Genomic DNA, 26471 nt, shown 5'->3' with positions numbered 1-26471 from the left:
CTCGCTTTTGTCGAGCACGGCGGCCGCTTAGTTGTACTCTACAGTCGCTGTCACGTCGCCAGTATAATTACCGTCAGCTTGGGTTGCACCAACGGTCAACTCTCCACCCAGATAGATGGACTGGGCGCCGGAACCGCTCAGCGTACCGCTTGAGACTTCACCGGTTGTTGCGCCGGCAGCGGTAAGGTCACTGATCTTGCTTAAAGCCATAGTCTCCGAAGAACCGGAGTCAGTCAGCACGGCAGCGCCGGACCAAGTAATACCGTAGGTCGAGTCGTTATCACCTATGACGTCGAATTTGGCGGCGGTTGGAGTGGCACCTGAGACAGACAGAATAGGCCCGGTTGTTGTTCGGGCACCATCGGTGGCAACAGTCACTTCGCCACCGGCGCCAGGCGCAAACTTACCGAAAATCAGATCCGTCGTTTTTGAGATCTCAATTGGTACGATTACGGTGGCGCTTGAATTGCTTGAAGCTGCTTTGGCTGCGAAGCTGTTAGACGCACCAAATGCCCCGATCGCAACGACCGAAGCCATCGCAGCAAAACGAAAAGTTCTGTTAAAGAAAATGGATGAGTTCATTAAAATTCCCCTATTAAGCATACCGCCGGATTGACGGTTAACAACTGCTTGGTTTAATACCAGTCGGGGGGGTCCGAAAACACAATCTTGGTGCGGCGGACACAATAAAACTGCATCCGAAAAAACACATAAATGTTGGCGGTCCCGCTGTCATAGGACGGTTTAGTCCGTTAGACCGGTAACTTTGCGTCCCCGCCTTTCGACGGGTTTACCTTTTCTACAATTTGACACTAACTGAGATTTGCTTTTTTAGTAAATAAGCAAAGTCACGTACCTGTCCAAATACTGCAGGACAGCCCTTCACTACTCTGGTTCAGCATAGAAAGCACAACGTTGTCAGCGATTCTTGAGGCCAAACGTTACGCAGAAACCTCGCCAAACCCCATATATCTAGGGTTTGGTGTATAGATTGCAACGCCGTTGGCGCGGGTAATCACCTGCTCGCTACCGCTATGCGGAGTAAGGCTGATGGTCAAATAGCCATAAACGGACTGGTTGCCACTTCGCTCCACAACAAACGCCAGAACCGGTGCTTTGTCAGCCGGCAGCCGCAGGTCGAGATGCATCAGCGCAATCATCCGATTGGCACTCGCTTTTCTCGAGTTAGGCGGACGTTTAGTTGTACTCTACAGTCGCTGTCACGTCGCCAATATAAGTACCATTAGCCTGGCCTGAAGTAACGGACAGCTCGCCACCCAGGTAGATGGACTGGGCGCCGCCAGCGCCCAGCTCACCGCTTGTAACTTCACCGTTTGTTACACCGGCAGCGGTAAGGTCACTTATCTTGCTCAAAGCCATAGTCTCCGAAGAAACGGAGTCAGTCAGCATGGCAGCACCAGACCAAGTAATACCATAGGTCGCGCTGTTATCACCCGTGACGTCGAATTTGGCGGCGGCTGGAGTGGAACCTGCGGAAGACAGAATAGGCCCGCTTGCTGTTCGGACACCATCGGTGGCAACGGTCACGTCGCCACCGGCGCCAGGCGCAAATTTACCGAAATTCAGATCCGCCGAGTTTGTGATTGCGATTGGTACGATTACGGTGGCGCTCGAATTGCTTGTAGCGCCGGCAGCGAAACTGCTAGGCGCCCCAAATGCCCAGAGCGTAAAAGCCGAAGCCAGCGCAGCACGTCGAAAAGTTTTGTTAAGGAAAATAGATGAGTTCATGGTGATTTCCCTGTAAGCATGCCGCCGGATTATGACGATTAGCAATTGCTTGATTTAATACCCGTCGGGGAGGATTCGAACACACAACGGTGAAGGCGGATGCAGCGAACACATACTCGGAAGACATACATGAAATGTAGGCGTTCCCGCTGTCATAGAGCTGTTAAGTCCGCTCGAACGGTAACTTTGCGTTATTACTTTTCGACAGGTTCACTTTTTTATAATTTTTAAGGTAGCTAAGATCTGCTTTCCTCGCAAGTAGGTGAAGTCGTACGCCTGTCAGATACTGCAGAATGACCCTCTGGCCTGCTGGTTAGACAAATAGATTAGGGAATGATGATGACTGCCCAGCTTAAAGGCACAAGAAATCGTCAGGAATCTGCCAAAGTTGGAAGTGGCTTAAGGGTAAACTCAGAAAACCGCGAATGGAATTTTGTAGTGGCCAACGAATTCCGAACAGCACTCCAGTCACCCCGTAATCTGTGCGAAGCACGACAAAATTAACTAAGCTGCACAGTCTTCTAGCGAGTTTGTTCAAGTAGTCAACGAGGTGAGGCTGGGCAGCTTCCAAGTGCAACACTCGGTCTAATGAACGTTTGATATGCACCATATAGGTCACCCATTTCAATGCTATAGTAGAATATCTATCTCTGAGCCAAACCATTACACAGAAGCATAAAAAAATCATGTTAAGCCTGCCAAATCAGTTCCTCGGGTGCACTTGTTTGAACATCTCACTACGGTTTCGCTGGAGCAGCTTTCCGCTTCTAGCCCCACAGCAGAACGGACTGCAGCACCATGAGTGACATTGAATTTTCTGTGCTGAAAGCGCAGCAGGAAATCCATGAATTGATCGCACAGCAACGCCCGCTGGAACAGACCCTGGACGCGATAGCTGTCTGGGCCGATAGTATGATGCCCGGTGCGCTGGTTTCCATCATGCGGTTTAACCCGGACACCAAGAATCTAAGCCTAATGCCCACCAGCCGGTTTTCTGATGATTTTTTCCGGGCCATGCAGGACATTCCAGTGGCTGAGAACATGGGCACTTGCGGCACGGCGGCCTTCACCAAAAACCTGGTTATTACTGAAAATATTCAGAAAGATCGCTGCTGGGACGGTTACCGTGACATTGCTGAGGCAGAGGGAGTGATTGCCTGCTGGTCAATGCCAATTCTAACCTCGAAGAAGGAGCTCCTGGGCACCTTCGCCACCTACTATTCTGCACCCGCTAGCCCGACCGCAGAAGCTCAGCGCAATCTAGCCCGGGGCGCTTCCCTCACCGCACTGGCCATTCTCCGCCACCGGGATACGGAAGACTTTTACGTCCTCTCCGAGCAGCATCAAGCCCTGTTCGATAACCATCCTTATGGAATGTGCCTCTTTGATATGGGTGGCCACTTCCAGAGCTGTAACACGGCTATGGAAGGCATTACCGGCTATACGGCAGATCGCTTGTATGGCCTACACTTCAATCACTTTGTTGAACTTGAGCACCGCGCACTATCCCAGAAGGCGTTTGACAGAGCCCAAAACGGTGAGACCATCACCTACGAAACCATACGAAACCACGCAGCTGGCCACCCCTACTTTCTGGAGATCACCAACTTTCCGGTCACCATTCAGGGTGAGATTGTTGGCGTCTACGGTATCTGCCGAGACATTACCGATAGCAAAGATCAGGATGCGGAAATGCGCCTGCTCAAACGTGGCATAGAAGCAAATCCCAGCGGTATCGTTATGGTAGACGCACTCCATCCAGAGATGCTGATGGTCTATGCCAACCCGGCGTTTTCAGAAATAACCGGTTATACCCACAGCGACATCGTTGGGCATAGCTGGCACGTTCTTAATGGCGAAAACACATCAGCGGAAGCCGTCGAAACCATAGAGCGCGGCTTGCGCCATCAAACCAAGATTAACGTTGAGCTGATTAACTATCGGAAAGACGGCACGACTTTTTGGAACCATCTCCGGGTCAGCCCCGTGTTTGACACGGAAGGCCTCTGCACTCACTTCATCAGCACCCTGCAAGATATTAGCCACCAAAAGGAGCAGCAAGCTCAGATTACCTTTCAGGCAACCTATGACCTGCTAACTGGCTTACCTAACGAGGCCTTGTTTAAAGCGACACTGCGTGACGCATTGACTGCGGATGATGGGCGTGTATCGTTGGCCGCCATGTATCTGGGCCTGGACGGGTTCAAACATATTAATGATGACCTAGGACGCCCTGTGGGCGACCAGGTACTCATCACCATTGCCCAGCGCCTGACAGATCTGATCGAGCCTGAGGCGACCGTTGCCCGACTGGATGGGGATGAGTTTGGCCTGTTGGTAGCCGGCTACACGAACCGAAACGAGGTCATCCAGCTGGCTAAGCGTATATTGGCTAACATTGCTCAGCCGATCGACGTGGATGGCCAGATGGTTCAAATCAGTGCCAGCATCGGGATTGCCTGTAACGGCGGGCCTCTGGCCGCCCCCTATGAACTGCTCCGATTTGCCGGCCTTGCCCTGGAGCGGGCTAAGCGGCAGGGCAGAAACACCTGGCAATGGTACAGTTATCAGAAAACCGAGCACCACCGGCTCAGCGTAAATACGAGGCATGACCTTCACGCCGCGCTGAAGGAAAACCAGTTTGAAATCCATTACCAGCCGCTGGTGGACGCCGTTACCGGACACATGCGCAGTGTGGAAGCTTTGGTGCGGTGGCATCATCCCACCCGGGGGATGGTCTCCCCCGGTGAATTCATTCCACTGGCCGAGCAAACCGGCCAGATAGTGCCCCTAGGCCTCTGGATTCTCGAGCAGGCCTGCGCAGAAATGGCAGACTTCAATGCCCATAGAGGGCAGGCATTGCCGGTTGCAGTCAACATATCATCACTGCAGTTTGTTCGTGACGGCTTCCTTGACGACGTCCGCCGGGTACTCAACGAAACCGGCCTGCCGCCGCAACTGCTGGAAATGGAAGTAACTGAAAGCGTCCTGCTGGACGGAGACAAGCCGGTGATCGAGCTGATGGAAACCCTGAAAACCCTGGGCGTACGCATGGTCCTGGATGATTTCGGGACTGGCTATTCCAGCCTGAGTTACCTTCAGGACCTGCCCGTTCACAAAGTGAAACTTGATCGCAGCTTTGTGGAGAAAATCGCAACAGATCACAAGGTGGCCGCCATCGTTGAGGCCGTGATCACCATGACTCATCACATGGATATGACCGTGGTTGCGGAAGGGGTAGAAACCCGGGAACAGCAGGAAGACCTGGCCCGCCGGCACTGCGATATCCTGCAGGGGTTTCTGTTTGCCCGGCCGATGCCTCTGGCCGAGTTGAAAAAACTGCCTGACCTCTTGCCGGTGAATCCCGCGGCATCATGAAGAGACTGAGTAAACGCCTGGCCCTGGCCACACTGATACCTGAGTTACTGATCACCTCGACATTGGTGCCGCTTTTCTGGTCGAACATTGAAGTCGGGTGGAGAGTGCCCGCATAACAGCCCAGGCGCTGCTGGGGGCCGAATATGATGTACTCCTGCAAGACCTGAAACGAGCCTGAATCACTCTTTGGCCATTGCAGAGTTTCCCTCTGTGGTGAAGTACCTCAGCAATGCGCAAGAAACCCAATTGCCCTATCAGGAACGCCTTCTAAAACAGAATCGGGGCCACTTGGGGGCGATCTTCAGCACCCTATTAAACCACTTCGGCCGCTATACCCGCCTGGCCCTAATTGACACAAACGGTGATGAACACTTCCTTACACAGAGTCCCACATCAGCAGCAGCTAATCCGGTCCATGCAGGTGCCTTGTACTTCCGGGATGCCATGACATTGAAGGCGCGTAATCTTTATGTCGCATCTCCCTACCTTCGGCCAGGAGCTGCCGGCCCGGAAATCACCACGGCTGTTGTGGACGTTACCGCGCCCGTGTTCGGGCAGGCTATGAGTTCCTCCAACCGGGGCGAAGCGCTTCTCGGTGACCACCTGATTTTTTCCCGTACCCATGACATCAGCACTCACCATTTCCGCAGCCAGAGCGGGCAAGCCCTTGGGCTGCTGGGCACCCAGGCCTCACCTACCTGCTGGCTGAAAACCCTTGGAGCGGGGCGTTAGTGGTGCTCGTTTATGTGCTGGCGATTGCCTTTGTTAGTGGCTGGGTACTGACCAATCACCACCAGCGAACTCTGAGGGCCTGTGCGCAGAAACTATTGCTGGAAACAATAGATTACGCCCGGGAACTCTTCGATCTCGTCGAACACGCGCCCTGTGGATACCACTCCCTTAACGAACACGGCGTGATCCTCAAGATCAACCGTACCGAGCTGCAGTGGCTGGGCTACAGCGCTGACGAACTCATTGGCAAACAGCTGTATCGTGAACTGGTTACCTCAGAAACCCGGGGCGCCTTTGATGAAGCTTTCCGGCGAATTCTGGAGGAAGGCCATGGGGGCTCAGTGGAGTGTGAACTGATGTGCCGTGATCGCAGCACCCTCCGGGTCGCGATCAAAGCCAACACCCAGACAAACTCCGATGGTTTTCAGTACAGCCGGGCCATGGTGTTCGACCTGACCGAACAAAAGAAGCTGGAAGACCTGTTAACCCGACAGGCCATGACCGACATGCTGACTGGGCTCGGTAACCGAAGGTGCCTGGAAAAATAGGCGGACATGGAAATGGCCAGGGCCCGGCGAAACGGCGAACCCTTGTGCCTGATCGCCATCGATCTAGACCGTTTCAAGCGCATTAACGACCTCTATGGTCACGATGTGGGTGATCTGGTTCTGCAAGACTTCGCGCAAACCGGACAAGAGCAGTTACGGGCTTGAGATTTACTGTGCCGGACGGGCGGCGAAGAATTCACCGCACTGCTTCCTGGCACCAATATAGAACAGGCTAGGAGGATTGCCGAACGCCAGCGCCAGGCATTAGAAACAACCCCCGTTGATATCGGACCCGATCTGGTTGACGGTGGGCAGCTGGCATACACTGCGTCACTTGGCGTGACGATTATCTATCCTGAAGAGAGTTCACTAAAACTGGCCATAAAACGCGCTGACCAACAGCTTTATAAGGCAAAGGTAATGGGGCGTAACCACGAAAACTCACTTGTTGATTGAGCGCCGACCAACAGAATTCCAGCCCAACGCAAGCTCAAGCCAATAACTGGTTTGTGGTACCGATAGATGGGAAGGGCGGTGATGACTTGGACAGTACATCCTCACCGCCTTGCTGCAACTGCTTTCGCCAGTCGAGAAGCTGGTTACTATAGAGGTTCTCGCGGCGCAGTAACTGACCCAACTCACCCAGATCTTCCAGCAATGGCCAGCTCAGACTGGCCTCGGCTAAACACCGAAGTTACTCGCTTGCCGTGGGGCGGCTGACGCCGCAGGTCGCCGCAATCTGTCGGTTGTTCTGCCCTTGCTCCCATTTCAGGCGAAGAACTTCTTTGACCTTGCGCGTGGATAACCTCTCCGCAGGCATTTGGTCTTCTCCGGATGAAAAGCCTCAGAGTACCGTTAAGTTATCCTGTGCCGAACGGTTTCGATGGGGTGAGTCAGGCAACCTGCCGGGGTGGCAGCTTTCGCGTGGAATGGGTGGCAGGCTTCGCATGAAATCAGTGGCCAGAACCCTCGGCGAAAATGCGACACTTTAGACCAGACGATTTTTAGAATCGCTTAGCCCTGCATTTCAGCAAATTCATCGAGAAGTAGCGATTTAGGTAGAACTCAAATTGGGCAAAGTTCGACACCAGAAACCGGACAATCGTGTGCCCACAAGTGGCGTAAAACGTGTAAATATCTGTGCTAGAAAGGTTTTAACCTTTTTAGCACAGCGGTCATAAGCTGTTGAAAAACACACTTTATGCCGACTAACATCTCATCTCACCGTGTGAAATTACCGCCCTCCGAAGGCAGTGATCACAGGTTCGAATCCTGTCGGGCGCACCATATTTTCCAGGTCTTACGTGAAAACGTAGGGCCTTTTTTATTGGCTGTGCCCATCATTTAAAATCAATAAATCCAGCTATTGTGAGCCAACGGCATCTTATTCAAAAGATTTCTGCGCTCTCGCCAATCAGGCAGGTGCGTATTCATGAACGCCTTAAAACGCTCGTTGTGCCTGCGCTCACGCAGGGGATCAGTTCATGCACCAGTATGTATTCAAGGCACTCGGGGGGCTTTTTGGCAAGCTCTAGGTTCAGCCAGATACGCTTTACGTCTATGCTGCAACTGCCCCACTTGGTTTTCATTTTTTTCATGCCCCAGCTATTGGCTGTAACGCCAATTTCTTCCTACCAGGGCTGCAAAAGCTCGTTGATGCGTGATTTCAGAGCGGCACGATAGGACTGCGACAGGAGCAAGGCTCTGTTTTCGGTACAAGTGCAAGCATTTACATAGAGATACATTTTATCCGGCGCGACTTTAACCTCGTGGCGCCCTGCCCGTTCCACTGCGTTTAATCCGTGGCGCCGGCCCCACAGGTAATAGCTTTCGCCGTTCAGCATCTCGCGGTCAGACTGTCTGGGTTACCTGGCAAAGTCGCTTTGCTGCTTTTAAATCCAGGGAATACGGCTGATAAACGCCATGCGAATTGTCGTATCGACCATCTTTTCAGGTGCTGATACCCGCACCCGGCCATCGGGCGGCAGCATCCCCTAACTGGCAAACCCGGACTCAGATTTAGTGAATATCTGGATTATCCAATGGTGCTGCCCGACCCAGAACTAGGCGTGCGAGAGTTGTTGGATACGGTGCTTTTGCGACGCTGTAATAACGTGCAGGTCTCGGCAGAAACCGACTCCTTCGAGCTGATGCGTGGACTGCTTGTGGATGCTCAGAGTATCGGTTTTCAGGTGAAAATCGGTGCTGCGTCGGACGACGATCATAATAAACTAGTGTCCACGCCGATTAGTCGGCGTGACCTACCCTCCGCTCCGCTGGTCTGTGCCCAGTTGCGCGGCAGAACCTTATCCGTGGCGGCGGCTAAATTTGCGGATCGGGTAAGTGTCGCCCTTAACTCCACCGCTCCCATCGGCTAGTGGAATGACACTGGAGCGACAAGGCCCGTCAAGCCCGCGCCATTAAAGCCACTTGGGTACGGTAACTGGCTGGAAATTACGCAGGCCATTCAGCAACTGCTGGGGATCGGATTCCAGCACCATGGATTGACGATGAGACGGCGGAAGGAAGGCCTCTTTGATCATCTGGTCGATAAAGGCCATGAAAGGCTCGAAAAAACCGTTAATATTAAGCAGGCCCACAGGCTTGTCCAATTCGCCTAACTGGTTAAGCGTCCAGGCTTCCATGAATTCCTCCATGGTTCCAATACCACCGGGCAATGCGATGAAGGCATCCGAAAGCTCTGCCATGCGCTCCTTGCGCGTCCGCATGGTCGGTACAATCTCGCTGTTCGTCAGGTTGGGATGTATATGCCCCTTGGCCTGCAAGCGTTCCGTTATGACCCCATGGGCGCGGCCGTCCCGGCTAAGCACTGCATCAGCCAGAACCCCCATGAGGCCCTTGTGCGTGCCCCCGTAAACCAATGTGACGCCGTTTTCCACCAGCGTCGCGCCAAGCGCCTCAGCCTGCTCGGCATAGACAGAACTGGCCCCCATGTTGGAGCCACAGAAAACAGCAATGCTGCGAATATTTCGCATGTGTAAGGAGCTCCTTTCAGTGTCGGCTCTAAGATTTAAGACGACGGGTTATGGGCAAGATCCTGATCATGTCTGGCCTTGCCCGACATCAACTTCGTTCTATACCCTAACCGATCGACTTTTTTGAGTAGGCGGTACCCAAGGCCAAGTGCAACAACCGATTAATAAACGTCTGATGGCGCTTCATAATCACGAAGCGGTCAGATTTCTGTGTCTAGTCCTGAAATAGATTTACACCTATCCCAAGACTAGACACTTGGCTGACGACTTATATGCCTGGCTTATTTCCAGGATGGGCCACTCATGGCGTCCGGAAGCCACATGGCCAGTGACGGGAAGGCCAGCACCAGCCCCAGAACAAATAACTGGACAACGATGAAGGGCACCACCCCTGCATACATGTGCTTCAGCGTTACCTCGGGTGGAGTAATGGCTCGCAAGTAGAAGATCGCAGGCGCCAGGGGAGGCGTCAGATAGCTGGTCTGCAGCACCACCAGAAAAGCCACACAGAACCAAATTTCATCAAATCCCAGTATCCGCACGATGGGCATGGCGATCGGGATGACAATCAGCACCACCGATATCAGATCGAGGACGAAGCCGGCAATAAAAGTAATTAAGAGGATCAGCGCTAAAATCATCCATGGATCGAGGCCTGTACCGATCAACAGCGACTGCATCGTAGCCATACCTCCAGCCGCGAAGAACACCCCGGCAAACATGCTCCCGCCCATCACGATGAGCAAGATCATGGCCGAAATGTTCATGGTCCTGACAGCCGCATGCCAAAGCACTTTGAACGTCAGGTTACGGTATGCCAGTGCCAACACCACCGCTCCGAGTGCACCACAGGCGGCTGCCTCGGTAGGAGTAGCCACGCCCATCAGGATGGTACCGAGCACAACGAAGATCAGTGCCAAAGTAGGCAGCAGTGCAAACAGGCTGATGCGTAACCTCTCGCCCAGCGACACCTGATCAGTTTCTTCGATGCGCGGCGCCATCTCCGGCTTCAGGTAAGACACTCCAATTATATAGAGCAGGAACAGTGTTGCCATCAAGAGGCCCGGGATCAGCAAACCACTGAACAGCGAGCCGACCGAGACCCCGGCCACCGGGCCGAGGACAACCACAGTGATGGAGGGCGGGATGGCAGTGCCCAGCGAGCCACTGGCACAGATGGTGCCGGAAATCAGTCGCTTGTCGTAACGATGCTTCAACATCACCGGCACCGCCAGCATGCCAATCACCGCTTCGGTCGCCCCAACCACACCGCTCGAGGCTGCAAAAAGAGTACCCATGATGATGGCACCGACGCCCAGCCCGCCGGGCAGTCTGGTGGTCCAGAGGTGAATGGCTCCGAACAGACGCTCGGCAATTCCGGAGCGCTCCAGCACGGCCCCCATAAAGATGAACAGCGGCACCGCCGCCAAGATCGAGTTCGAAGCGGTATCTTCGATCTTGGTCAGCAACTGGTAAGCAGCGGCATCGCCAAATTGCGTGATACCGAAAATCGTCGCCACCACGATCATCGAGAAAGCGATGGGGAAACCGGCGATGATGAAAACCATCAGTGATGGAAACATCAGCAGAGACAGAAAATCGCTCATCCCTTTCCCCCTCCTTCTCCGCCCGACGATCGGCCCAGAATGATAGCCAAAGATTTAAGAACCTCCGCCACCACCTGCAGGACCAACAGCAGGAAACCTACAAACCAGACAGTGAAAACAGGCCATATGACAGGGTTCCAGGCCGACCGACCGGATCGTTCGTTGGACTCGAAGGCAGCCAAGGCATACTTAGACAGTTCCCAAACCAGCCACCCCAACACCGGCAAAAGGAGCGCATAGCCCGCCAGCCGAACAAACGCGTTACTGCGATCACCCAGTTGCAGGCTGAGAATGTCCACGGTGACGTGCTGGCCAACACGCAGAGCATCGGCCATGCCCAGCATAAAAATGGCCCCCATTACCATGTAACTAATCTCGAAGGCCCACATGGTCGGGCGCCCAAGCGCATAGCGACTGAATACCTCATAGACCAAGGCACCGATCAGCGGAAAGATCAGCACCGCGCCACACCAGCCGGCCCGGCGGGTCACAGATTCAATCAGGTTGATAACTCTCATGTAACGAATTCCCCAAAGCCGTCTCTAACAGAAGAAAAGAGGCCTGGTGGCCTCTTTTCAATGATCCCTGAAAGGGCGTGAATCAGTTATTCGCACTACCGATAGGCAGGCGATATTCGGGCCAACGGCTCATTGTTTCCTCAAAGCTACGCTGAGACGTGAGCACGCGGGCGAACCACTCGTTCTCCGCGGCATATTTGTTCTCCCACTTTTCCGTCTCTTCATAGATCGCATCAATAAAAGACTGGTCCAGCTGTACCATCTCGTTGGGGCCGTCGATCAGCTCCTGATAGGCATCTAGGTCGGCGAAAGAGCTTGCCAGCCAAGAGTCAAAGACGCTCAGCTTGCCGGCCAGACGAAGCAGTTCCTGCTGCTCTTTGCTCAGACCGTCCCAAGCTTTTTGATTGACCTGACACTCCAGAAATCCTCCAGACTGGTGCACGCCGGGGAGGATCACGTACTGGGCCACTTCCTGAAAACCGGTGGGGCGATTCATCTCAGGGCTGCCCCACTCGGCGGCATCGATCACGCCTCGTTCCAAAGCGCTGTAGATTTCCCCACCAGCCATCACCACGGTAGAGGCGCCAAGGCTAGAAGCGATTTCAGCCCAGGCTCCGGAAGTGCGCAGGCGCAAACCTTGAAAGTCCTCCAGGGTCTCGACCTTCTTGTTGGAGTGCAAAAATATCTCGGTACCCAAGGTGGAGCAAGGGAAAGCCACTACGTCAAACACCTCTAAACGAAACTCCTCATAGAGCTTTGCGCCGCCGCCCTCGTACATCCACAGCATAAACTCCTCCGGAGTCAGGCCGCTTGAGTGGCCAGCCAGCAGTGCTGCGGTGGGATCAGTGCCGTAGTCATAATTTATATAGTTGTGGCTAACTTCAGCCACGCCGGACTTCACAGTGTTGGTAACACGCAGCGCCCCACCAAGTGTTCCGCCCGGAAACACCTCAATCTCAATATCCCCACCAGTCAACTGATTGACGTAATCAGCGAAGGTTTTGGCATCACGCTCCAGCCACGGGCCACCACTCCAAGGAGTGGCCATACGCCAGCTCTCGGCGGCTTCAGCCGCCACCGAACCTACCATCAAGCTGGTAGCAAGACCCATAGACATCGCAATTCGAGTCATCTTGTGCACTGTTTCATCTCCTCATGGTTCGTTTTGGTGCAAGCATCACTCATTAGGGTTTCAGGTAGAAAGTTTACCTTTGAGCCTTCCATACAAGGCGTCTTGCCGGAGTACGCGCAGACTTGAGCCGAAACTGGATAATTAAAAAGCTCGATGCTTGCACTTAATATTTGCAAAAATAAGGCCAACATTCTGAAGGTGACTACGGCAGTGATGTCTTCAAAGGCGATGAGGCGACCTGATCAAACGTTCGATAGCCATTTACAAATGCATCAAAATAAACAGGCAAAACCTCTTTGTCTTTGAGAAGCTCTTACCACATTTTATGAGTGTATTTTTACCTTCACCCCAAAGAGCACCAAGAGCCAGAACCAACTCATCTTCTGTCATTTCTTTGAACGAGTGCTCAACACATTTAACCGCCACCAGCCTGCGTCTGAGTTGGTTGGACTAAACCGCTTATAGATGTAGCAAAAGCGGCACGGGATCTGTTCAAACGAATTCAACGTTGAATAGAGCTGGGCGGTCGCCAGCGTAAACATTCTTTAGTTACCCGCTTCACTCCTTCGGTCCCAAGTCAAACTTTTCTTCAACTCGTTGGGTGGCTAGCCAACCCCGCGACAAAGTGCCGAAACAACGCTTGATGTATCTTTGCCCTCAACGTGAACTAGCATCGTAAATCTAGACTGCCGTTCTACAAGCGTTGCTGCACTTGTTCTATGAACCCAGGACTTGAGCATTCCTGTTCAGATTCTTCGCGGGTTTTCCTGATTCATATGTTCTAGCTCGCTCTTTGGCCAGAATTAAACCGCAACCGCCACGAAATGCCCCGCCTCGGGCTGGTCGTAACGTATCGGTTGCAGTACCGCGCCCCGGGGTTTGATGAGATCCACTGTTTCGGTGTCTTTGGACATGACGGCGGGGGCGAGCTTGCTATCCAGTGCCGGTATGGGGACCGCTGCGAGCAGGCGTTTGGTATAGGCATGGCATGGGTTGTTCAACACTTGCTCGCGGCTGCCGATTTCCAGTATGCGCCCGGCGAACATGACGGCAACGCGATGGCATAATCGTTCCACGACCGCCATATCGTGAGAAATGAAGAGGTAGCTGAGTTCGTATTCTTGCTGTAGCTGTTCCAATAGATCCAACACTTGAGCCTGCACCGATACATCGAGGGCCGATACCGGCTCGTCCGCAACGATGATGCGAGGGTTCAGCGCCAAGGCTCGGGCAATGCAGATGCGCTGGCGCTGACCACCAGAAAACTGGTGGGGGTAGCGAGTCATGGTATCGGCATCGGGAAGTCCTACCTGAGCGAGAAGTTCTTTGACTCTGGAATGACGTTCCGCGGGCGTGCCGCGGCCATGGATAAGCAGAGGCTCTGCAACCAGTTCGGCAATGTTTTTGCGGGGATTGAGCGCGGCGTAAGGGTCCTGAAAGACCATCTGGATGTCCTGACGCTGCTTTTTCAGTGCGGCGCCCTTGAGGCCTTGAATGTCAGTGTCCAGAATGCGTATTTCACCTTCGAAATCCACCATATTCATCAACGCACGTCCGGTGGTGGATTTACCGCAACCGCTTTCACCGACGATGCCCAGGGTTTCTCCCTGGTGCAGGGTGAAACTGATGTCTTCAACGGCTATCAGCTCTCGAGCAGGGGCAAATAGCCCCTGACGGCGCATGGGGTAGCGTACCCGCAGATTACGCACTTCCAACACTGGCTCGCCAAAAACCGGGTGCGGTCGTGCCGGCGCCGTCCCTAGGCGCGGCACTGCCGCCAGCAGCTTGCGCGTGTAGGCAGCGTCCGGATTGGTAAAGATTTTGCGGATATCCGCTGTTTCCTCCACCACGCCCTGATTCATTACCACCACTTTGTCCGCCATTTCTGCGACAACACCCATGTCATGGGTGATCAACAGAACAGCGGTCCCAAACTCACTCTGAAGTTCGCGTACCAGGTCCAGAATCTGGGCCTGAATGGTTACATCCAGAGCGGTGGTAGGCTCGTCAGCGATCAGCACCTGAGGTTTACACAGCATCGCCATGGCGATCATGACTCGTTGGCGCAACCCGCCTGAGAGTTCGTGCGGATACTGTTTTACCCGATCGTTGGCGCGAGGGATCTTTACCGCATCAAGCATGTTCCGGATATGCTGCTGAGCCCCACCGCCAGTGGCGAGCCGATGGCGGCGCACTGTTTCCAGCATCTGATCGCCAATCCGCATGGTTGGATTGAGGGAGGTCATGGGCTCCTGAAAGATCATGCCAATCTCTTTGCCGCGCAGGTTCTGCAGATGCCGCTCAGACTGACTGAGGAGATCTTTATCATTGAACAGGATGACGCCTTCTGGCACTCGCGCCATTTTCGGCAGCAGCCCCATAATCGCCAGTGCCGACAGAGATTTGCCACTGCCGGATTCACCGGCAATGCAGAGGGTCTCCGATCGGCTCAGTGTGAAACTGAGATTGTCCACTACACGTTTACAGTCCGGACCCTGACCAAACTCGATGGAGAGTTTCTCAACCGAGATGAGCGGGCGCGCTGTTCCTGTCACTTCTTTTGTTGCACTCATGGGGGTCTCTATCACTCAAACACGAGTCGAGGAACGTAAAACGCCACCACCCAGTTGGGCATGTCGACAATTTCGCTGATGCGCAGATCGCCGCAGACCGAACACAGCATATAAGCCTGTTCAGGGGGCATGTGATGCTCCCGGGTAATCCAGTCGATAGCGCCACTGACCGCGTCCCGCGCAGCCTGCATGAGGTCCGGACCGATCCCGGTGAAGGCCTCGTAGCCGGAACCATCCAGATGGCGTGTCACCGGTCCTGCCGTCGTAAAGCGGGGCATGGCCAATGGCGTGTTCTTGATCAGGTCGAGCTTTACGGTTACATCCATCGCACTTTCAATCGCGGTGCCACAGACTTCGCCGTCCCCCTGGGCGGCATGGGTGTCGCCAATGGACAGCAGGGCCCCTGCCACCTCGACTGGCAGGTATAGGCTAGAACCCGCATTAAGGTCGCGGATGTCCAGATTGCCGCCCACCCGCCGCGGGGGTACCACCGAGTGCAGACCGGGCTCAGCCAAAGCCAAGCCGATGGTGCCAGCAAAGGGTTTCAGCGGAACCTTGGCGAATTTACCGAAGGCGGCTGGCGTCATGCTGTTACGATCGTAGTGCCAGAGCATCAACGCCGGGTTCTGAAACTGATCCGTCAGCAATCCAAAACCGGGAATGTTTGCGGTCCAGCCGAAGCCGCTCGGGCGAAAGCTGTCGATCGTCACCTTGAGTATGTCACCAGGCTCGGCGCCCTCCACATAGATCGGCCCGGTAACCGGATTGATCTTGTCAAAAGGCATTGACGACACGGCCGCTACGGTTGAATCCGTTGTGAAATGACCATTGCCGGAGTCTTTGCACTCCAACTCCACCATGCTGCCCGGTGCTACCCGGGCCACAGGGGCGAAGCTGTTATCCCAGCCATGGTGGTGATGGCCACCATGGATAGTCTTAACGAGCGTCTGTTGGCACATTACTTCACCCAGATGTAGTCGTAGTTGACAGGAACATGGACCGGGTCCACATACAATGACTCGTCACCCGCCATACGCTCAGAGCGCACAGTGAAACGCTGCTCGTTAAAGATCGGTACCCAGGGTGCGTCAGCCATGGCGTCGGTGAAAATCTTGCCCCAAAGTGCCGCGCGCTCTTCTTGCTGATCTTCAGCAACCATGGCGTCAGCCTTGTCACCCATCGCATCCAGTTCTTCGTTGCAGTACCAGGCCCAGTTCCAGCCACCAGGCACAGCGCCCTCACAGCCAAGGATCGGACCCCAGAAATTAGCCGGGTCAGGGAAGTCAGCAATCCATGCCATACCACCAGACCAGACCATAGGCGCCTGGTCTTGGGCGCCGCCCGCCGCAATCACATTGGCCTGAGCCAGGGAGCGAATCTCGGCCTTGATACCAATGTTGAGTAAGTCCTGTTGCATGGCTTGAGCAATACGCGGCTGAGGGTCTGTGTTCATCACGAACAGCTCAGTTTCAAAACCATCTCCGTAGCCGGCTTCTGTAAGCAGGGCCTTGGCCTGCTCCGGATCGAAGGGATAGCCCTCATAGTTCTTATCGTAGCCAGGCATCGCCGGTGGCAAGGGCTGGTTTGCAGGGGTAGCCCGACCGTTGATGATGCGGACAATACGGTCTTTGTTTATGGCCATATTAATGGCCTGACGAACTTTCAGGTTGTCCAGCGGGGGTATGGTGACATTGAGGGTCAGGTAGCCGGTGTGAAGTTGATCCCCGACGACCATCAGGCTTTCAAACTGGGGCTCATTCTTGAACTGCAGAAATTTCGCCGGCGGAATCCCGTCTCCAGCGATGTCAACGTCACCCCGCTCCAAACGCTGCAAAGCCACCATAGGCTCCTGGCCTACTTCAAACGTGATGGAGTCGATGTATGGAACGCCAGGTTTGAAATAGTCCGGATTCTTTGAAAATATCAGGTGCCGACCAAGGGTCCAGTCGGTGAGTTCGTACGCACCGGTACCTACGGGATTTTTACCAAAGTCCTTACCATATTCCTCTACTGCTTCACGGGGCACGATGGAGGCAAAATTAAGCCCCATCACGTGAAGAAATGTGGCGTTGGGCGCCGTCAATTCGATGGCAACGGTGTAATCGTCAATCACGGTGACACCTGCCAGTTCATCGGTGTCGCCGGCCGAAACAGCGTCGTAGCCAAGAATGGGTGAGAAAAAGCCTGCTCCAGGGCTCTGAGTTTCAGGATTGGCAGTGCGTTCTAGGGAATACTTGACGTCGCTTGCCTTCATCTCCCGTCCGTTATGAAACTCGACGCCCTCTCGAAGTTTGAACGTGTAGGTCTTGCCGTCATCGGACAGTTCGTAGCTTTGTGCTAGGTCAAGCACCAGTTCAGTGGTGCCGGGGTTGTAGTCCATCAAACCGTCGAACAGGCTTTTGATCATCGACCAGTTCTGCCAGTCGTAGCCAATAGCTGGATCCAGCGTGGCGACGTCGTTTTGGTAGGTGACGATAATGTCACCCCCCGGCTTAGGTTCGGCTGCCAGCGCATTGGCTGGGGTGAGCAATGAGGCGATGGCAGTTGCCAGCAAGCTTCGGATTAACATCGTTTTCATCGGGCGTTTTCCTTTGACTCAGGGTTAGGACTTATCGAGCGCTATACGCGGATCTGCAAGAGGTACCAGCAGGTCCGCAATCAGGTTGGCAATAACAATGGCGACGGCGGACACCATGGTGACGCCGACGATGACGGGAATATCGACCCGCTGGATCGCCTGCCAGGCAAGCTGCCCAAGGCCGGGCCATCCAAAAACGGATTCAACCACCACCAGGCCGCCAATAAAGATACCGATGTCGATACCAATCATTGGAATCACTGGAATGATGGCGTTGGGAAGAACATGGCGGAAAAGCACCCGGGCACGGGTTAGGCCTTTTGCACGAGCGGTGCGGATGTAGTCCTGCTGCAACACCTCGATCATCGACGAGCGCACCATGCGTGAATACCAGCCGCTGCCCAACAACCCCAGAGTTAGAGCGGGCAGCAACACATGTTGAAACTCGCCATAACCCCCAAGGGGGAACCAGTCAAGATTGACGGCGAACAAGTACAGGAACAGCATCGAGGCAATGAAATGGGGTGAAGATACACCGACAAAAGACAAGGCCATCAGGAACCGATCGATCGCGGTGTTGCGCTTGAGCGCAGCAAGCATGCCCAGACTTACGCCAATTATTAGCTCAAAACTGATGCCCCAGGCCATCAGCTCCATGGTGGGACGAATGCGTGACATGATCAGAGTCGAGACTTCAGTGCGCTGGATATAGGAACGGCCCAGATCGCCCTGCAAAAGGTTTGTCAGGTAGTTGAAATACTGCTGGTAGAACGGGAGATCCAGCCCAAGCTGGGCCCGAATGTTGGCCACGGTTTCTGCCGTCGCACTGCGACCCGCCAATTGTCGCGCCGGATCTGCCGGTATCATGTACAGCAACAAGTAAGTAATGAAGGACACGCCAAGCAGAATCAGGATGGCATAACCCAAGCGACGTAGAATATACATTGGCATTATTCGCGCCCTTTCAGTGATGGGTCCAGCTCATCCCGCAGGGCGTCGCCAACCAGGTTGAAGCTCAAGGCCAGAAGAACGATCGCCAGTCCCGGGAACAGCACAAGCCAAACCGCAGAGGTAAAGTAGGTCTGGCTTTCAAAAATAATATTGCCCCAGCTCGGAGTGGGGGGTTGTACCCCCACTCCCAGAAACGACAGAGTTGCTTCAAGCAGCACGGTTGTCGAAATACCCAAGGTTGCCCAGACCAAAATGGTGGGCAAAAGATGGGGTAACAGATGAGAAAAAAGGATACGGAGGCTGCTCGCCCCCAGAGTGCGCTCTACCGCGATAAACTCCCGCGAAGCAATTGCGATGGTCTCGGAATATATAACGCGGGCTACCTGCACCCAGTTCACCATGGCAATCACCAGTGCCACGATCCAGATACTCGGCTGAAGAATTGCCGCCAGAGCGATGGCCAGTAGCAGCGCCGGAAATGCCATCATGAGATCGGTCAGCCGCATCAGCACCGCCCCCGTCCAGCCCCGAATGAAGCCTGCACATACACCCACTAATGTACCGATCAATATGGCAATGCCGTTGGCCACGACGCCGATGATCAACGACGTTTGAGCGCCGTAAATAAGCCTGGATAGCAGATCACGACCCAGCAGGTCGGTACCCAGAAGAAACTTTTCGTTCGGTGGCAGCGGGGCGCCTTCCATCGTTAGGCCTTCGAAATACTGCATATTGGGGTCATGAGGGGCGACCCAAGGTGCCAGTACTGCGAGGCAGACCACGGTGACGATGACCACCAGTGATACCGCGACTGATTTGTGCCGGCACAAGTTACGTATCAGCGTTGGAAATGCCATCGCTTAGCTCCGCCGCCGCATGAGTTGGGTGTGGCACTCGATGTCTTGACAAATAGACTCGATACTTTGGTTGAGCTTCATGGACAGGGTACGGATACGTTCGAACGCCTCATGCTCATCGATTGTGCAGTCGATCATCAGGCGGGCAACCGCCTTCGCGATCAGGTGTCGTGCCTGCAGTTTGGTGCTCAGGTCTTCGTTAGTGTTCTCTAGCACCGTCAATCGGTTTCGCAGGCCTTGCGCCATCATAAGAGTGGTGTAAACCGAGCTCTGCGTGATGGGCTTGTTGAGCATGGCAGTTGCGCCCATGCGCATCGCACATTGAATTTGGGAGAGGGTTTCGTGATGGCTCAGGGCGATAATGGGAAGCCCTGACACCCGTGCTCGCGCCAGTAGATCGGGACTTTCAAACTGGTCCAGCTCCACGATCAGGGCAATGACATCCAAAGATGTGTCGCCCTGGTCCCGCTGCAGGGTTGCGGTAGCAATGCCGAGGCGGTGCAGACTCTTACACAGTGTGGCCTCGGTGTGAGGGTCACAGTCCACCAGCAGCAGGGTGCGCGTCGGGGTTGCCATAGCACCTCTCATTTCACGATCCTCAGGTTGCTAGCGGTCATCTTTTGTAGCGCCGGCTGGCGATAGTCACGCAGGTCCGTCTTCACAAGGTAGGGGTCTGCCGACAGGCAGCCCCCTACCTTGTGAAGAATTTCGAATCCATCCCCCTCGACCGCTGCTATATAACTGGGCAGGGAAAAGTGATTGTTGTGGGCAGACAAGGAGAGCCTTCCCAACACGGTCTCATGCTGGCCTTGGGAAAGCAGATCACAGATGCGATCAGGGTCGTCAGTGCCTGCGAGTTCACAGGCTTTTGCGTAGAGGTGCATCGCGGTGTAGGCGCAAGCGTAGTAGTGGGACAACGGCAGGTCTTCGTGGCGTTGGCGCTGGGTCACTGCAAAGGCCGGATTCACCGCCTCAAAAAAGGCGCCGCAGGAAAGCAGTTGGATCTGGTCCGCACCGCGGATACAGGGCAATTCTGCTTCGGTGAAATTACAGCTCAGAACCGGCATGCGAACCCCTTTAAAGGCGCAAGCATCGCTGAGTTGGCGGAGAAAATGATAGGACGATTCCCCAACCAGGTTATTGAGCACAAAAGCCGCTTCGTCCTTCAGAATGTTGGCGATCAATGGTCCAAAATCGGTGCATCCAAAGCGAAAGTACTTTTCCCCAAGCACTTGGCCCTCGCTGAGTTCGATCAATTCCCGGGCGATCCGATTGCTTTCCCAGCCCCAGACATAGTTCGAACCTACCAGGTACGCATTGGCGCCGAACTCTCCGAGGGCGTAGCCGAGCAGCGGAATCAAATTCTGGTTGGGACAACCGCCGAGGTAGAGAACGTTCTCGCTGCATTCAAAGCCCTCATAGGGACAGGCGTACCAGAGCAAGCTTTGAGTTCGTTCCAGGTCGGGAATGATTTCCTTACGGCTGGCGGAGGTGGTGGTGCCGAAGATATGGCGGGCGCCACCGTCAATCAGTTGGATAATGCCCTGAGCGTAACCTTCAAGCCGACCCGCAGGGTCATAATGCTGGTGTTCAATTCGAAACCGACGGCGGGTGTCGTCATTGATCTCCGCGATGGCATGACGAAGCCCCGCAAGGGTGCTTGCGCCCATGCGCCGGTACGTCCCTTCGGTGGACACCAGAATCCCGACTTCGGCCGTTTGCTGCATAAAAAGTGTGTCCCTGAAACAAAAAAAACCTGAATGCCCGGTGCAAGCGGGCATTCAGGCATCGACACCTGTGCGCTAAAATTAACGCATTTTGTGCGAAGACTTACGGTCTCTGACCAGCTTCGAATACTTCAATAGCTGACATACAAAATCAGTGCCAGAAGCGTAATTCAATTGTAATAAAATTATAAAATGTTGAAATAATTAAGATAATTAGTGCATGACAGGTCAAGTTATGAGTGCGCACGGCAATCCGCCTGTCGGCAAAAATGCCTCAGTTTGGTGCGCTAAAAGCAAGTTTGAGCTACACGGGTGCGCCGAAGGGATACGCCGGACTAAAAGCCCAGGTGTTGCCGTCAAACCTCCTTGCCGTTAATGATCGCTTGATGTCGTCCGCATTGTTGGCGAACTCAGCACCGGCCTGCTTCATGTCGGTCATCGCTTGCTCAACGCTGTCCTCAGCGATACCCCGGACGGCGGCCAGATTGACGATGACTTGAAAGTCGGCGTTTCTTAACTGCAGAACGGTTTTGGCGACGCAGTAATCAAGCGCCAGACCACCAACAATGACAACGGTCACGCCCTTGCTTTTGAGGAATTCGATAACACCCGTGGTCACGGTATCAGCCAGATCGTGATAGCAGGCACCGTATGGGTGGCAGTCCGGGTCCAGACCTTTGTTCACCATAAAGTCATAGCCGGTGACGGGGTGCGGCAGGCCGTCCAGCAACTCGAAACCGAGGGTTCCCAGTTCGGCGTGCCGAGGCCACTTAATATCAATATTTTCGCCCTCAACCTTACTGAAAACCTCGTCGGGCGTGTCAGCAATCCACTTAGCATTTGAGGGGTGAGCATCCCGGGAACCAACCCGGAAAGCGGCCAGCTCGGCCTGAGCGTTCAGCTCATCGACGACTTGGTCACCTTCCGGTACCGGCAGTTCATTCGGGCACAAAGGCGTGAACGTCTTTTGTGCGTCTACGTCAAACGCGGCAATGCAGGTCATATCAGAACTCCGTGCTTACTGTGTGTCAGCGGGCTTAAAGGCACCCATAACCGCCAGCGGGTCACACCGTTTGTGCTGAGTTTTTTCATACTGAGCGACCAGCTTCCGAACTTGATCGTCGGAACCGCCCTTGAACTCCAGGAAATCATCGATGACGTCGTAAGAAAACCCCAGCACATCTTCGTCCGCCAGTTGTGGCCGCAGGCATTCCAAATCAGCCGTTGCCGGTTTGCCGGCCATCTCATCGCTGGCGCCCAGCTCTGAAGCCAGACGACGAACCTGACGTTTGCTAAGACCACGCAGCGGCAGCAGGTCACAGGCGCCATCACCCCACTTGGTAAAGAAGCCGGTTACCGCTTCCGCATTGTGGTCGGTGCCCACGACAAGCCCGTTGTTCAGGGCGGCAATCTCATACTGGGCGGTCATCCGCACACGTGCTTTAACGTTGCCCCGTTCAAAGTCAGCGCGTTCCAGGCTGATCTCAGAGTCATTCACCACAACCGCGGCATGAAGTGCGTCTACGCTCGGCTTGATATCGACGGTCATGATGCGGTCCGGGTCAATGAATTGCAGCGCCGCCTGCGCAGCGTCTTCATCAACCTGCTCACCGTAAGGCAAGCGAACAGCGATAAATCTGGCTTCCGGTTTATTGGTTTTCATTCGGTCAGCCGCCAGTTGACAGAGCTTGCCCGCGACCAGTGAATCAACGCCTCCGCTGATACCGAGAACCAACGTGCTGCGCCCGGCACTTTGAATTGTCTCGCACAGGAACGTGACACGTTTGGTGATTTCCATGCCCCAATCGCGATCTTCTGTGGGCTGAACGCCCAACTCTTCCAGAATGCGGCCGGCGGTCATGTAGAGTTCTTTGCTCATCAGTCTGCTCCTTATTGAACGTTGAACCGGGCCTTCAGGTTGGCCAGGTACACAGGGTCATCACACATGCTCTTGCCGGGCTCATCGCTGATCTTCGCCACGGGCATGCCATTGCACTCAACCATCTTCATAACGATGTTCAGAGGCGTGTAAACGTCACCGTCGGGCGTCACGTAGTCGCCCAAGTCGTTGCTCAAAAACGTTCCAATGCCAAAGCTCGTCTGAATCCGACCCTGAAAATGTTCCGCGATATCCAAAGCTCGATTGAAGTTCAAGCCGTCACTGAACACCAGCGTTTTCGTCATCGGATCGATGCCCAAGGCTTCATAGTGGGCGATGAACTTTTCGCCCCAAATGATGGGGTCACCGCTGTCGTGGCGCACACCGGAGAACAGCACCGAGAACAAATAATCAAAGTCCGCCAGGAAGGCATCCGCGGTGATGCAATCGGTCAGGGCAACACCCAGGCGACCGCGGTAGACCTGATTCCATACTTCCAGAGCTTCTTTTTGTGACTGGGCGACATTTACAAGCGCCTGATGCGCCTGCAGATACTCGTGCGCCATGGTGCCGATGGCTGTGAGATTGTATTTCTGGGCCAAGTGGTAATTGCTGGTGCCGATGAAGTTGTCGGGCAGTGCTTTGGTCAGATAACCCACCACGCGGTTATGCACGGTGTAGGAGAAGCGGCGGCGAGTACCGAAGTCGGCGAACTTGAACGATTCAATGCCGCGACGATCCAGCTCCAATTTCAGCTGCTCGACTTTTTCATAGAGCACATCCTGAAACAGACCCTCATCGACATTGCCGTACCGGCGACGGTTACGAACTTCACTAACGATGGCCAGTACCGGAATCTCGAACAGGATGGCGTAGAGCCACGGGCCGTTGCACTCAATGACCAGCTTGCCCTGCTCCACCCGGATTGACAGGTAGCGCTTGGGATCGAAGCGGTACTGGCGCAGGAAGTCGATAAAGGCTGGCTTGAGGAACCGAATCTTGCTCAGGTACGTCAATTCGTCTTCGGTGAAACCCAGCCCGTCGAGATCGTGCAAGGCTTTGCGAATTTCATCGACATATTGCGCCAGGTTCTCATCGGTCCGGCACCGGAATTTGTACTTCACGATCACCGGTGCGTACTTTTCGAAAACAACTTGCTGCATGTGCAACTTGTAGGCGTCGGTATCCATTGCGCTGGTGATAGTCTGCTGGCGGAACAGTGATTTATCGACGGTTGCATTCATCGCTCTACTCTTCAGTCAATTCATTTGACTGATAAACGTAGCGCCTAATTATTCTTGTGTCAATTGATTTGACAGAAAAAGTTCGGATGGTATTCTTGGGTCAACACTTACTGACCGGAGACGCCTTAATGGTTGTCACACTCGATTTCATTTGCCTGCGCCTGAACCCGGAATCCGGGCTTCCGGAGGTCATGCTGCAAGAGCGCCAGAAGGGGCCAGAGAGCGGTCGGTTCGCCCTTGTGGGTGGTTGGATATGGGAAGAACCTGCATCTGACGGAGGTTCTTCAGATGAAACCCTAGGCGATGCCGTAACCCGCATTCTAAAAGGCAAGGTTGGCTTCTTGCCAAGTCATCTGGAGAAGCTCCCACCGGAAGGAAGCGTGACCCGGGACGCATCACTGGGATGGTCCGTGACGATTCCGTTTCTATGTCTGTTCAATCGCCCGGATATGGCCGAGCTGGATCAGCAGGACGGAATTAAGTGGGAACCCATCGAGTCGATTCTGGCCGGGGAATACCCTCTGCCTTTTGATCATCGCAAGCTCGTGAACATCGCTTACGAAGCGTTCCTGAACAAAATCAAATACTCGTCGTTGCTGCTCTACCTGCTCCCCGAAAAGGTTGCCGTGCGTCAGATCGTTGAAGCGTACGATATCTTTGGTATCTGCGTGAAAAAACAAACGGTGTTCAGTCGGTGGGTAAATACGGGGCTACTGGCGGAAACCGGAGAGAAGCGTTCGATGGCGGCAAAGGGCCAGCCATCAAAGCTTTACGGACTGGAAGAGGAATCTCTGTCTTATTTCGACAGCGAGATTGGCAAGAGCTACAACAAAGCGCTGTCTGCCGCTCGCTCCTGATTTTCAGAAACCCTGCCCTCTCCATGATGGCTCTATGTTGGCATGTGCTGATTTCAGCGTAATCCACACGGCTGAAACAGGCAGGTCAAAACAGTCTGTTTAGGGTTAGAGCATCAAGTTTAATCATGCTTTTACGCAATCGTCCAATGCTCAAAAAAAAGTTCCCGCGCGCTCTTAGCTCTGCCGTATGTACGCGTAATAGCGCAAACATCCAACGAATATTGCTTGGTTTCTGGCACCAGAGCGCACAAATCCCCGGCCTCAACGTGCCGCTGAACGTAGGCGTCTGGCATGAACCCGATGTAGGCACCGGACAAAATCATCGCCAGACGTGCTTCGTAGAAATAGGAAATGGCCGCCTTGTTCATATCCGCCAATTGAGCGCCAACCTCGGGGCTGGTGTGAATCCCTGCGTGAACAACCTTGCTGGAGAGAACCTGATCCCGTAGCTGTGGCGATGGCTTTGCATTGAATAGCGGATGTGTGCGACTGCAATAAAGGTGACATGCGTCAGCGTACAGACGGCGATAATCCAGCCCGGTGAGCCGGCGATGATAAGGAATCAGACCTATATCCGCTTCGTCGTTCAGCACCATCCGTTCGATATCGCTGAGTGGCCTCACGTCCAGCAACACATTCACGCTGGGCGCAGCTTCCGAGAATCGCGCAATCGCCGGTGAAAGCCCGGATTGCGGATCCATGCAAATGGCATCGCTGGCAATAATTCGAAGCTCACCGGTAAGGCTGACGTGCAACGCGTTGACACCGGTACGGAAGCCTTCGAGTGCCGACAGCAGTGTTTTCATCAGCTCATAAACCTCAGCACCCTCCTCCGTCAATGAAAAACCGCCCCTGCCGCGTAAGCAGAGCTTGAGGTTCAGGCGGCCTTCCAGGTTTGCAATATGAGTGCTGATGGTTGAGCGTCCAATGCTAAGCTCTCTCTCAGCCGCTGAAAACCCGCCGCTCTCGACAACAGCCTCGAACACTTTAAGAAGACGGATCTCGTAATCACCGATCTGCCCCAACCTGATCTTCAGATCTTTTTTCATTGTTTGATGGCTCTCAACGTATACACCCAAACATTCTTATTTATCACACAAACACCTCGCTATACCATCTCTTCAACTGCATAAGCCACTTTGGCC

Annotated in this window: 26 protein-coding genes, 2 pseudogenes and 1 riboswitch; of the genes and pseudogenes, 6 read left to right on the top strand and 22 right to left on the bottom strand. The window is 54.2% G+C overall.

Annotation, left to right across the window (positions count from 1 at the left end; translation table 11 throughout):
• Nucleotides 1–27 precede the first annotated feature (27 nt).
• The 3 genes from ABA45_RS01960 to ABA45_RS01950 all read right to left on the bottom strand — a co-directional run bounded on the left by ABA45_RS01960 (nt 28) and on the right by ABA45_RS01950 (nt 1749).
• Nucleotides 28–582, bottom strand: coding sequence for a DUF4402 domain-containing protein (locus ABA45_RS01960; RefSeq protein ID WP_048384055.1), 555 nt, complete (start codon nt 580–582; stop codon nt 28–30).
• A 134-nt stretch (nt 583–716) separates the two neighbouring features.
• Nucleotides 717–805, bottom strand: a riboswitch (cyclic di-GMP riboswitch).
• Between the two features lie 136 nt (nt 806–941).
• Nucleotides 942–1160, bottom strand: a complete 219-nt coding sequence (locus ABA45_RS01955; RefSeq protein WP_048384053.1) for a hypothetical protein — start codon at nt 1158–1160, stop codon at nt 942–944.
• Nucleotides 1161–1197: 37 nt separating this feature from the next.
• Entirely contained in the window at nt 1198–1749 is a 552-nt protein-coding gene (locus ABA45_RS01950; protein ID WP_048384051.1) for a DUF4402 domain-containing protein, read from the bottom strand.
• 798 nt (nt 1750–2547) lie between these two features.
• Between ABA45_RS01950 and ABA45_RS01945 the strand changes: the two genes are divergently transcribed.
• From ABA45_RS01945 to ABA45_RS19650, 4 genes and pseudogenes are all read left to right on the top strand, one after another.
• Entirely contained in the window at nt 2548–5127 is a 2580-nt protein-coding gene (locus tag ABA45_RS01945) for a bifunctional diguanylate cyclase/phosphodiesterase (RefSeq protein WP_048384049.1), read from the top strand.
• Nucleotides 5128–5313: 186 nt separating this feature from the next.
• Nucleotides 5314–5859, top strand: coding sequence for a hypothetical protein (locus ABA45_RS01940; protein ID WP_048384047.1), 546 nt, complete (start codon nt 5314–5316; stop codon nt 5857–5859).
• Nucleotides 5859–6407 (top strand): sensor domain-containing diguanylate cyclase, encoded by a 549-nt coding sequence (locus ABA45_RS18210; RefSeq protein ID WP_053076104.1) that lies wholly within the window; start codon nt 5859–5861, stop codon nt 6405–6407. The genes ABA45_RS01940 and ABA45_RS18210 overlap by 1 nt, the downstream gene beginning before the upstream one ends.
• A 6-nt stretch (nt 6408–6413) precedes the next feature.
• Nucleotides 6414–6863: pseudogene (locus tag ABA45_RS19650) on the top strand (GGDEF domain-containing protein).
• 238 nt (nt 6864–7101) lie between these two features.
• Here the strand turns inward: ABA45_RS19650 and ABA45_RS19530 are convergent.
• From ABA45_RS19530 to ABA45_RS19750, 3 genes are all read right to left on the bottom strand, one after another.
• Entirely contained in the window at nt 7102–7227 is a 126-nt protein-coding gene (locus ABA45_RS19530) for a hypothetical protein (protein WP_264753045.1), read from the bottom strand.
• Nucleotides 7228–7757: 530 nt separating this feature from the next.
• Entirely contained in the window at nt 7758–7841 is an 84-nt protein-coding gene (locus ABA45_RS19755) for a hypothetical protein (RefSeq protein ID WP_406564659.1), read from the bottom strand.
• A complete protein-coding gene (locus tag ABA45_RS19750; RefSeq protein ID WP_198147034.1) occupies nt 7838–7996 on the bottom strand; it encodes a M48 metallopeptidase family protein in 159 nt (52 codons plus the stop codon). The genes ABA45_RS19755 and ABA45_RS19750 overlap by 4 nt, the downstream gene beginning before the upstream one ends.
• 387 nt (nt 7997–8383) lie before the next feature.
• On the opposite strand from ABA45_RS19750, the gene ABA45_RS01925 reads away from it, so the two are divergent.
• Entirely contained in the window at nt 8384–8785 is a 402-nt protein-coding gene (locus tag ABA45_RS01925) for a LysR substrate-binding domain-containing protein (protein WP_084708250.1), read from the top strand.
• Between the two features lie 42 nt (nt 8786–8827).
• Here ABA45_RS01925 and ABA45_RS01920 read toward each other — a convergent pair whose 3' ends face one another.
• From ABA45_RS01920 to pncB, 15 genes and pseudogenes are all read right to left on the bottom strand, one after another.
• On the bottom strand, nt 8828–9403 hold the full coding sequence (locus ABA45_RS01920) for an LOG family protein (RefSeq protein WP_048384045.1): 576 nt from the start codon (nt 9401–9403) through the stop codon (nt 8828–8830).
• Between the two features lie 281 nt (nt 9404–9684).
• Nucleotides 9685–11010, bottom strand: coding sequence for a TRAP transporter large permease (locus ABA45_RS01915; RefSeq protein WP_048384042.1), 1326 nt, complete (start codon nt 11008–11010; stop codon nt 9685–9687).
• Nucleotides 11007–11528 (bottom strand): TRAP transporter small permease subunit, encoded by a 522-nt coding sequence (locus ABA45_RS01910; RefSeq protein ID WP_048384040.1) that lies wholly within the window; start codon nt 11526–11528, stop codon nt 11007–11009. The genes ABA45_RS01915 and ABA45_RS01910 overlap by 4 nt, the downstream gene beginning before the upstream one ends.
• A gap of 82 nt (nt 11529–11610) precedes the next feature.
• Entirely contained in the window at nt 11611–12660 is a 1050-nt protein-coding gene (locus tag ABA45_RS01905) for a type 2 periplasmic-binding domain-containing protein (protein WP_048384038.1), read from the bottom strand.
• Between the two features lie 548 nt (nt 12661–13208).
• Nucleotides 13209–13370, bottom strand: a pseudogene (locus ABA45_RS19855) (IS30 family transposase); the annotation flags it as partial.
• A 93-nt stretch (nt 13371–13463) separates the two neighbouring features.
• Complete coding sequence (locus ABA45_RS01900; protein WP_048384036.1) at nt 13464–15233, bottom strand: ABC transporter ATP-binding protein; 1770 nt, start codon at nt 15231–15233, stop codon at nt 13464–13466.
• A gap of 11 nt (nt 15234–15244) precedes the next feature.
• Nucleotides 15245–16192, bottom strand: a complete 948-nt coding sequence (locus tag ABA45_RS01895) for an acetamidase/formamidase family protein (RefSeq protein ID WP_048384034.1) — start codon at nt 16190–16192, stop codon at nt 15245–15247.
• Nucleotides 16192–17811 carry an ABC transporter substrate-binding protein gene (locus ABA45_RS01890; protein ID WP_198147028.1) on the bottom strand — a complete coding sequence of 540 codons (1620 nt, stop codon included), beginning with the start codon at nt 17809–17811 and terminating at the stop codon, nt 16192–16194. Before ABA45_RS01890 ends, ABA45_RS01895 begins: the two co-directional genes overlap by 1 nt.
• Nucleotides 17812–17835: 24 nt before the next feature.
• Nucleotides 17836–18762 (bottom strand): ABC transporter permease, encoded by a 927-nt coding sequence (locus ABA45_RS01885; RefSeq protein WP_014869730.1) that lies wholly within the window; start codon nt 18760–18762, stop codon nt 17836–17838.
• Nucleotides 18762–19619: an ABC transporter permease gene (locus tag ABA45_RS01880; RefSeq protein WP_048384032.1), complete on the bottom strand. Its 858-nt coding sequence runs from the start codon at nt 19617–19619 to the stop codon at nt 18762–18764. The genes ABA45_RS01885 and ABA45_RS01880 overlap by 1 nt, the downstream gene beginning before the upstream one ends.
• A 3-nt stretch (nt 19620–19622) precedes the next feature.
• Nucleotides 19623–20195 carry an ANTAR domain-containing response regulator gene (locus ABA45_RS01875; protein ID WP_227506100.1) on the bottom strand — a complete coding sequence of 191 codons (573 nt, stop codon included), beginning with the start codon at nt 20193–20195 and terminating at the stop codon, nt 19623–19625.
• A gap of 8 nt (nt 20196–20203) precedes the next feature.
• The gene (locus tag ABA45_RS01870) at nt 20204–21346 is read right to left on the bottom strand and encodes a transporter substrate-binding protein (RefSeq protein ID WP_048384028.1); all 1143 of its coding nucleotides are present in this window, start codon (nt 21344–21346) and stop codon (nt 20204–20206) included.
• A 304-nt stretch (nt 21347–21650) separates the two neighbouring features.
• Nucleotides 21651–22349, bottom strand: a complete 699-nt coding sequence (locus ABA45_RS01865) for an isochorismatase family protein (protein WP_227506099.1) — start codon at nt 22347–22349, stop codon at nt 21651–21653.
• A gap of 15 nt (nt 22350–22364) precedes the next feature.
• A complete protein-coding gene (nadE, locus tag ABA45_RS01860; RefSeq protein WP_048384027.1) occupies nt 22365–23225 on the bottom strand; it encodes an ammonia-dependent NAD(+) synthetase in 861 nt (286 codons plus the stop codon).
• 11 nt (nt 23226–23236) lie between these two features.
• Entirely contained in the window at nt 23237–24469 is a 1233-nt protein-coding gene (gene pncB, locus ABA45_RS01855; protein ID WP_048384026.1) for a nicotinate phosphoribosyltransferase, read from the bottom strand.
• Nucleotides 24470–24597: 128 nt separating this feature from the next.
• On the opposite strand from pncB, the gene ABA45_RS01850 reads away from it, so the two are divergent.
• Nucleotides 24598–25326: an NUDIX hydrolase gene (locus tag ABA45_RS01850; protein ID WP_048384024.1), complete on the top strand. Its 729-nt coding sequence runs from the start codon at nt 24598–24600 to the stop codon at nt 25324–25326.
• A 131-nt stretch (nt 25327–25457) separates the two neighbouring features.
• Here the strand turns inward: ABA45_RS01850 and ABA45_RS01845 are convergent, their stop codons facing one another.
• Nucleotides 25458–26375 carry a LysR family transcriptional regulator gene (locus tag ABA45_RS01845; RefSeq protein ID WP_048384022.1) on the bottom strand — a complete coding sequence of 306 codons (918 nt, stop codon included), beginning with the start codon at nt 26373–26375 and terminating at the stop codon, nt 25458–25460.
• Nucleotides 26376–26471: the final 96 nt, after the last annotated feature.

The organism is Marinobacter psychrophilus (assembly GCF_001043175.1).
Lineage (GTDB): Bacteria > Pseudomonadota > Gammaproteobacteria > Pseudomonadales > Oleiphilaceae > Marinobacter > Marinobacter psychrophilus.
Note: the sequence above shows the minus strand (reverse complement) of the source record. Positions and strands in the feature narration are given on the sequence as shown.

Bases quoted from the DNA above. Each gene is read 5' to 3' on its own strand.
- ABA45_RS01890 (WP_198147028.1), bottom strand. From the start codon at position 17,811: ATGAAAACGATGTTAATCCGAAGCTTGCTGGCAACTGCCATCGCCTCA.
- ABA45_RS01895 (WP_048384034.1), bottom strand. From the start codon at position 16,192: ATGTGCCAACAGACGCTCGTTAAGACTATCCATGGTGGCCATCACCAC.
- pncB (WP_048384026.1), bottom strand. From the start codon at position 24,469: ATGAATGCAACCGTCGATAAATCACTGTTCCGCCAGCAGACTATCACC.
- nadE (WP_048384027.1), bottom strand. From the start codon at position 23,225: ATGAGCAAAGAACTCTACATGACCGCCGGCCGCATTCTGGAAGAGTTG.
- ABA45_RS19755 (WP_406564659.1), bottom strand. From the start codon at position 7,841: ATGAATACGCACCTGCCTGATTGGCGAGAGCGCAGAAATCTTTTGAAT.
- ABA45_RS01945 (WP_048384049.1), top strand. From the start codon at position 2,548: ATGAGTGACATTGAATTTTCTGTGCTGAAAGCGCAGCAGGAAATCCAT.
- ABA45_RS01960 (WP_048384055.1), bottom strand. From the start codon at position 582: ATGAACTCATCCATTTTCTTTAACAGAACTTTTCGTTTTGCTGCGATG.
- ABA45_RS01950 (WP_048384051.1), bottom strand. From the start codon at position 1,749: ATGAACTCATCTATTTTCCTTAACAAAACTTTTCGACGTGCTGCGCTG.
- ABA45_RS01920 (WP_048384045.1), bottom strand. From the start codon at position 9,403: ATGCGAAATATTCGCAGCATTGCTGTTTTCTGTGGCTCCAACATGGGG.
- ABA45_RS01870 (WP_048384028.1), bottom strand. From the start codon at position 21,346: ATGCAGCAAACGGCCGAAGTCGGGATTCTGGTGTCCACCGAAGGGACG.
- ABA45_RS01885 (WP_014869730.1), bottom strand. From the start codon at position 18,762: ATGCCAATGTATATTCTACGTCGCTTGGGTTATGCCATCCTGATTCTG.
- ABA45_RS19530 (WP_264753045.1), bottom strand. From the start codon at position 7,227: ATGCCTGCGGAGAGGTTATCCACGCGCAAGGTCAAAGAAGTTCTTCGC.
- ABA45_RS01865 (WP_227506099.1), bottom strand. From the start codon at position 22,349: ATGACCTGCATTGCCGCGTTTGACGTAGACGCACAAAAGACGTTCACG.
- ABA45_RS01900 (WP_048384036.1), bottom strand. From the start codon at position 15,233: ATGAGTGCAACAAAAGAAGTGACAGGAACAGCGCGCCCGCTCATCTCG.
- ABA45_RS19750 (WP_198147034.1), bottom strand. From the start codon at position 7,996: ATGAAAACCAAGTGGGGCAGTTGCAGCATAGACGTAAAGCGTATCTGG.
- ABA45_RS01875 (WP_227506100.1), bottom strand. From the start codon at position 20,195: ATGGCAACCCCGACGCGCACCCTGCTGCTGGTGGACTGTGACCCTCAC.
- ABA45_RS01845 (WP_048384022.1), bottom strand. From the start codon at position 26,375: ATGAAAAAAGATCTGAAGATCAGGTTGGGGCAGATCGGTGATTACGAG.
- ABA45_RS01850 (WP_048384024.1), top strand. From the start codon at position 24,598: ATGGTTGTCACACTCGATTTCATTTGCCTGCGCCTGAACCCGGAATCC.
- ABA45_RS01880 (WP_048384032.1), bottom strand. From the start codon at position 19,619: ATGGCATTTCCAACGCTGATACGTAACTTGTGCCGGCACAAATCAGTC.
- ABA45_RS01955 (WP_048384053.1), bottom strand. From the start codon at position 1,160: ATGATTGCGCTGATGCATCTCGACCTGCGGCTGCCGGCTGACAAAGCA.
- ABA45_RS01915 (WP_048384042.1), bottom strand. From the start codon at position 11,010: ATGAGCGATTTTCTGTCTCTGCTGATGTTTCCATCACTGATGGTTTTC.
- ABA45_RS01910 (WP_048384040.1), bottom strand. From the start codon at position 11,528: ATGAGAGTTATCAACCTGATTGAATCTGTGACCCGCCGGGCCGGCTGG.
- ABA45_RS01905 (WP_048384038.1), bottom strand. From the start codon at position 12,660: ATGACTCGAATTGCGATGTCTATGGGTCTTGCTACCAGCTTGATGGTA.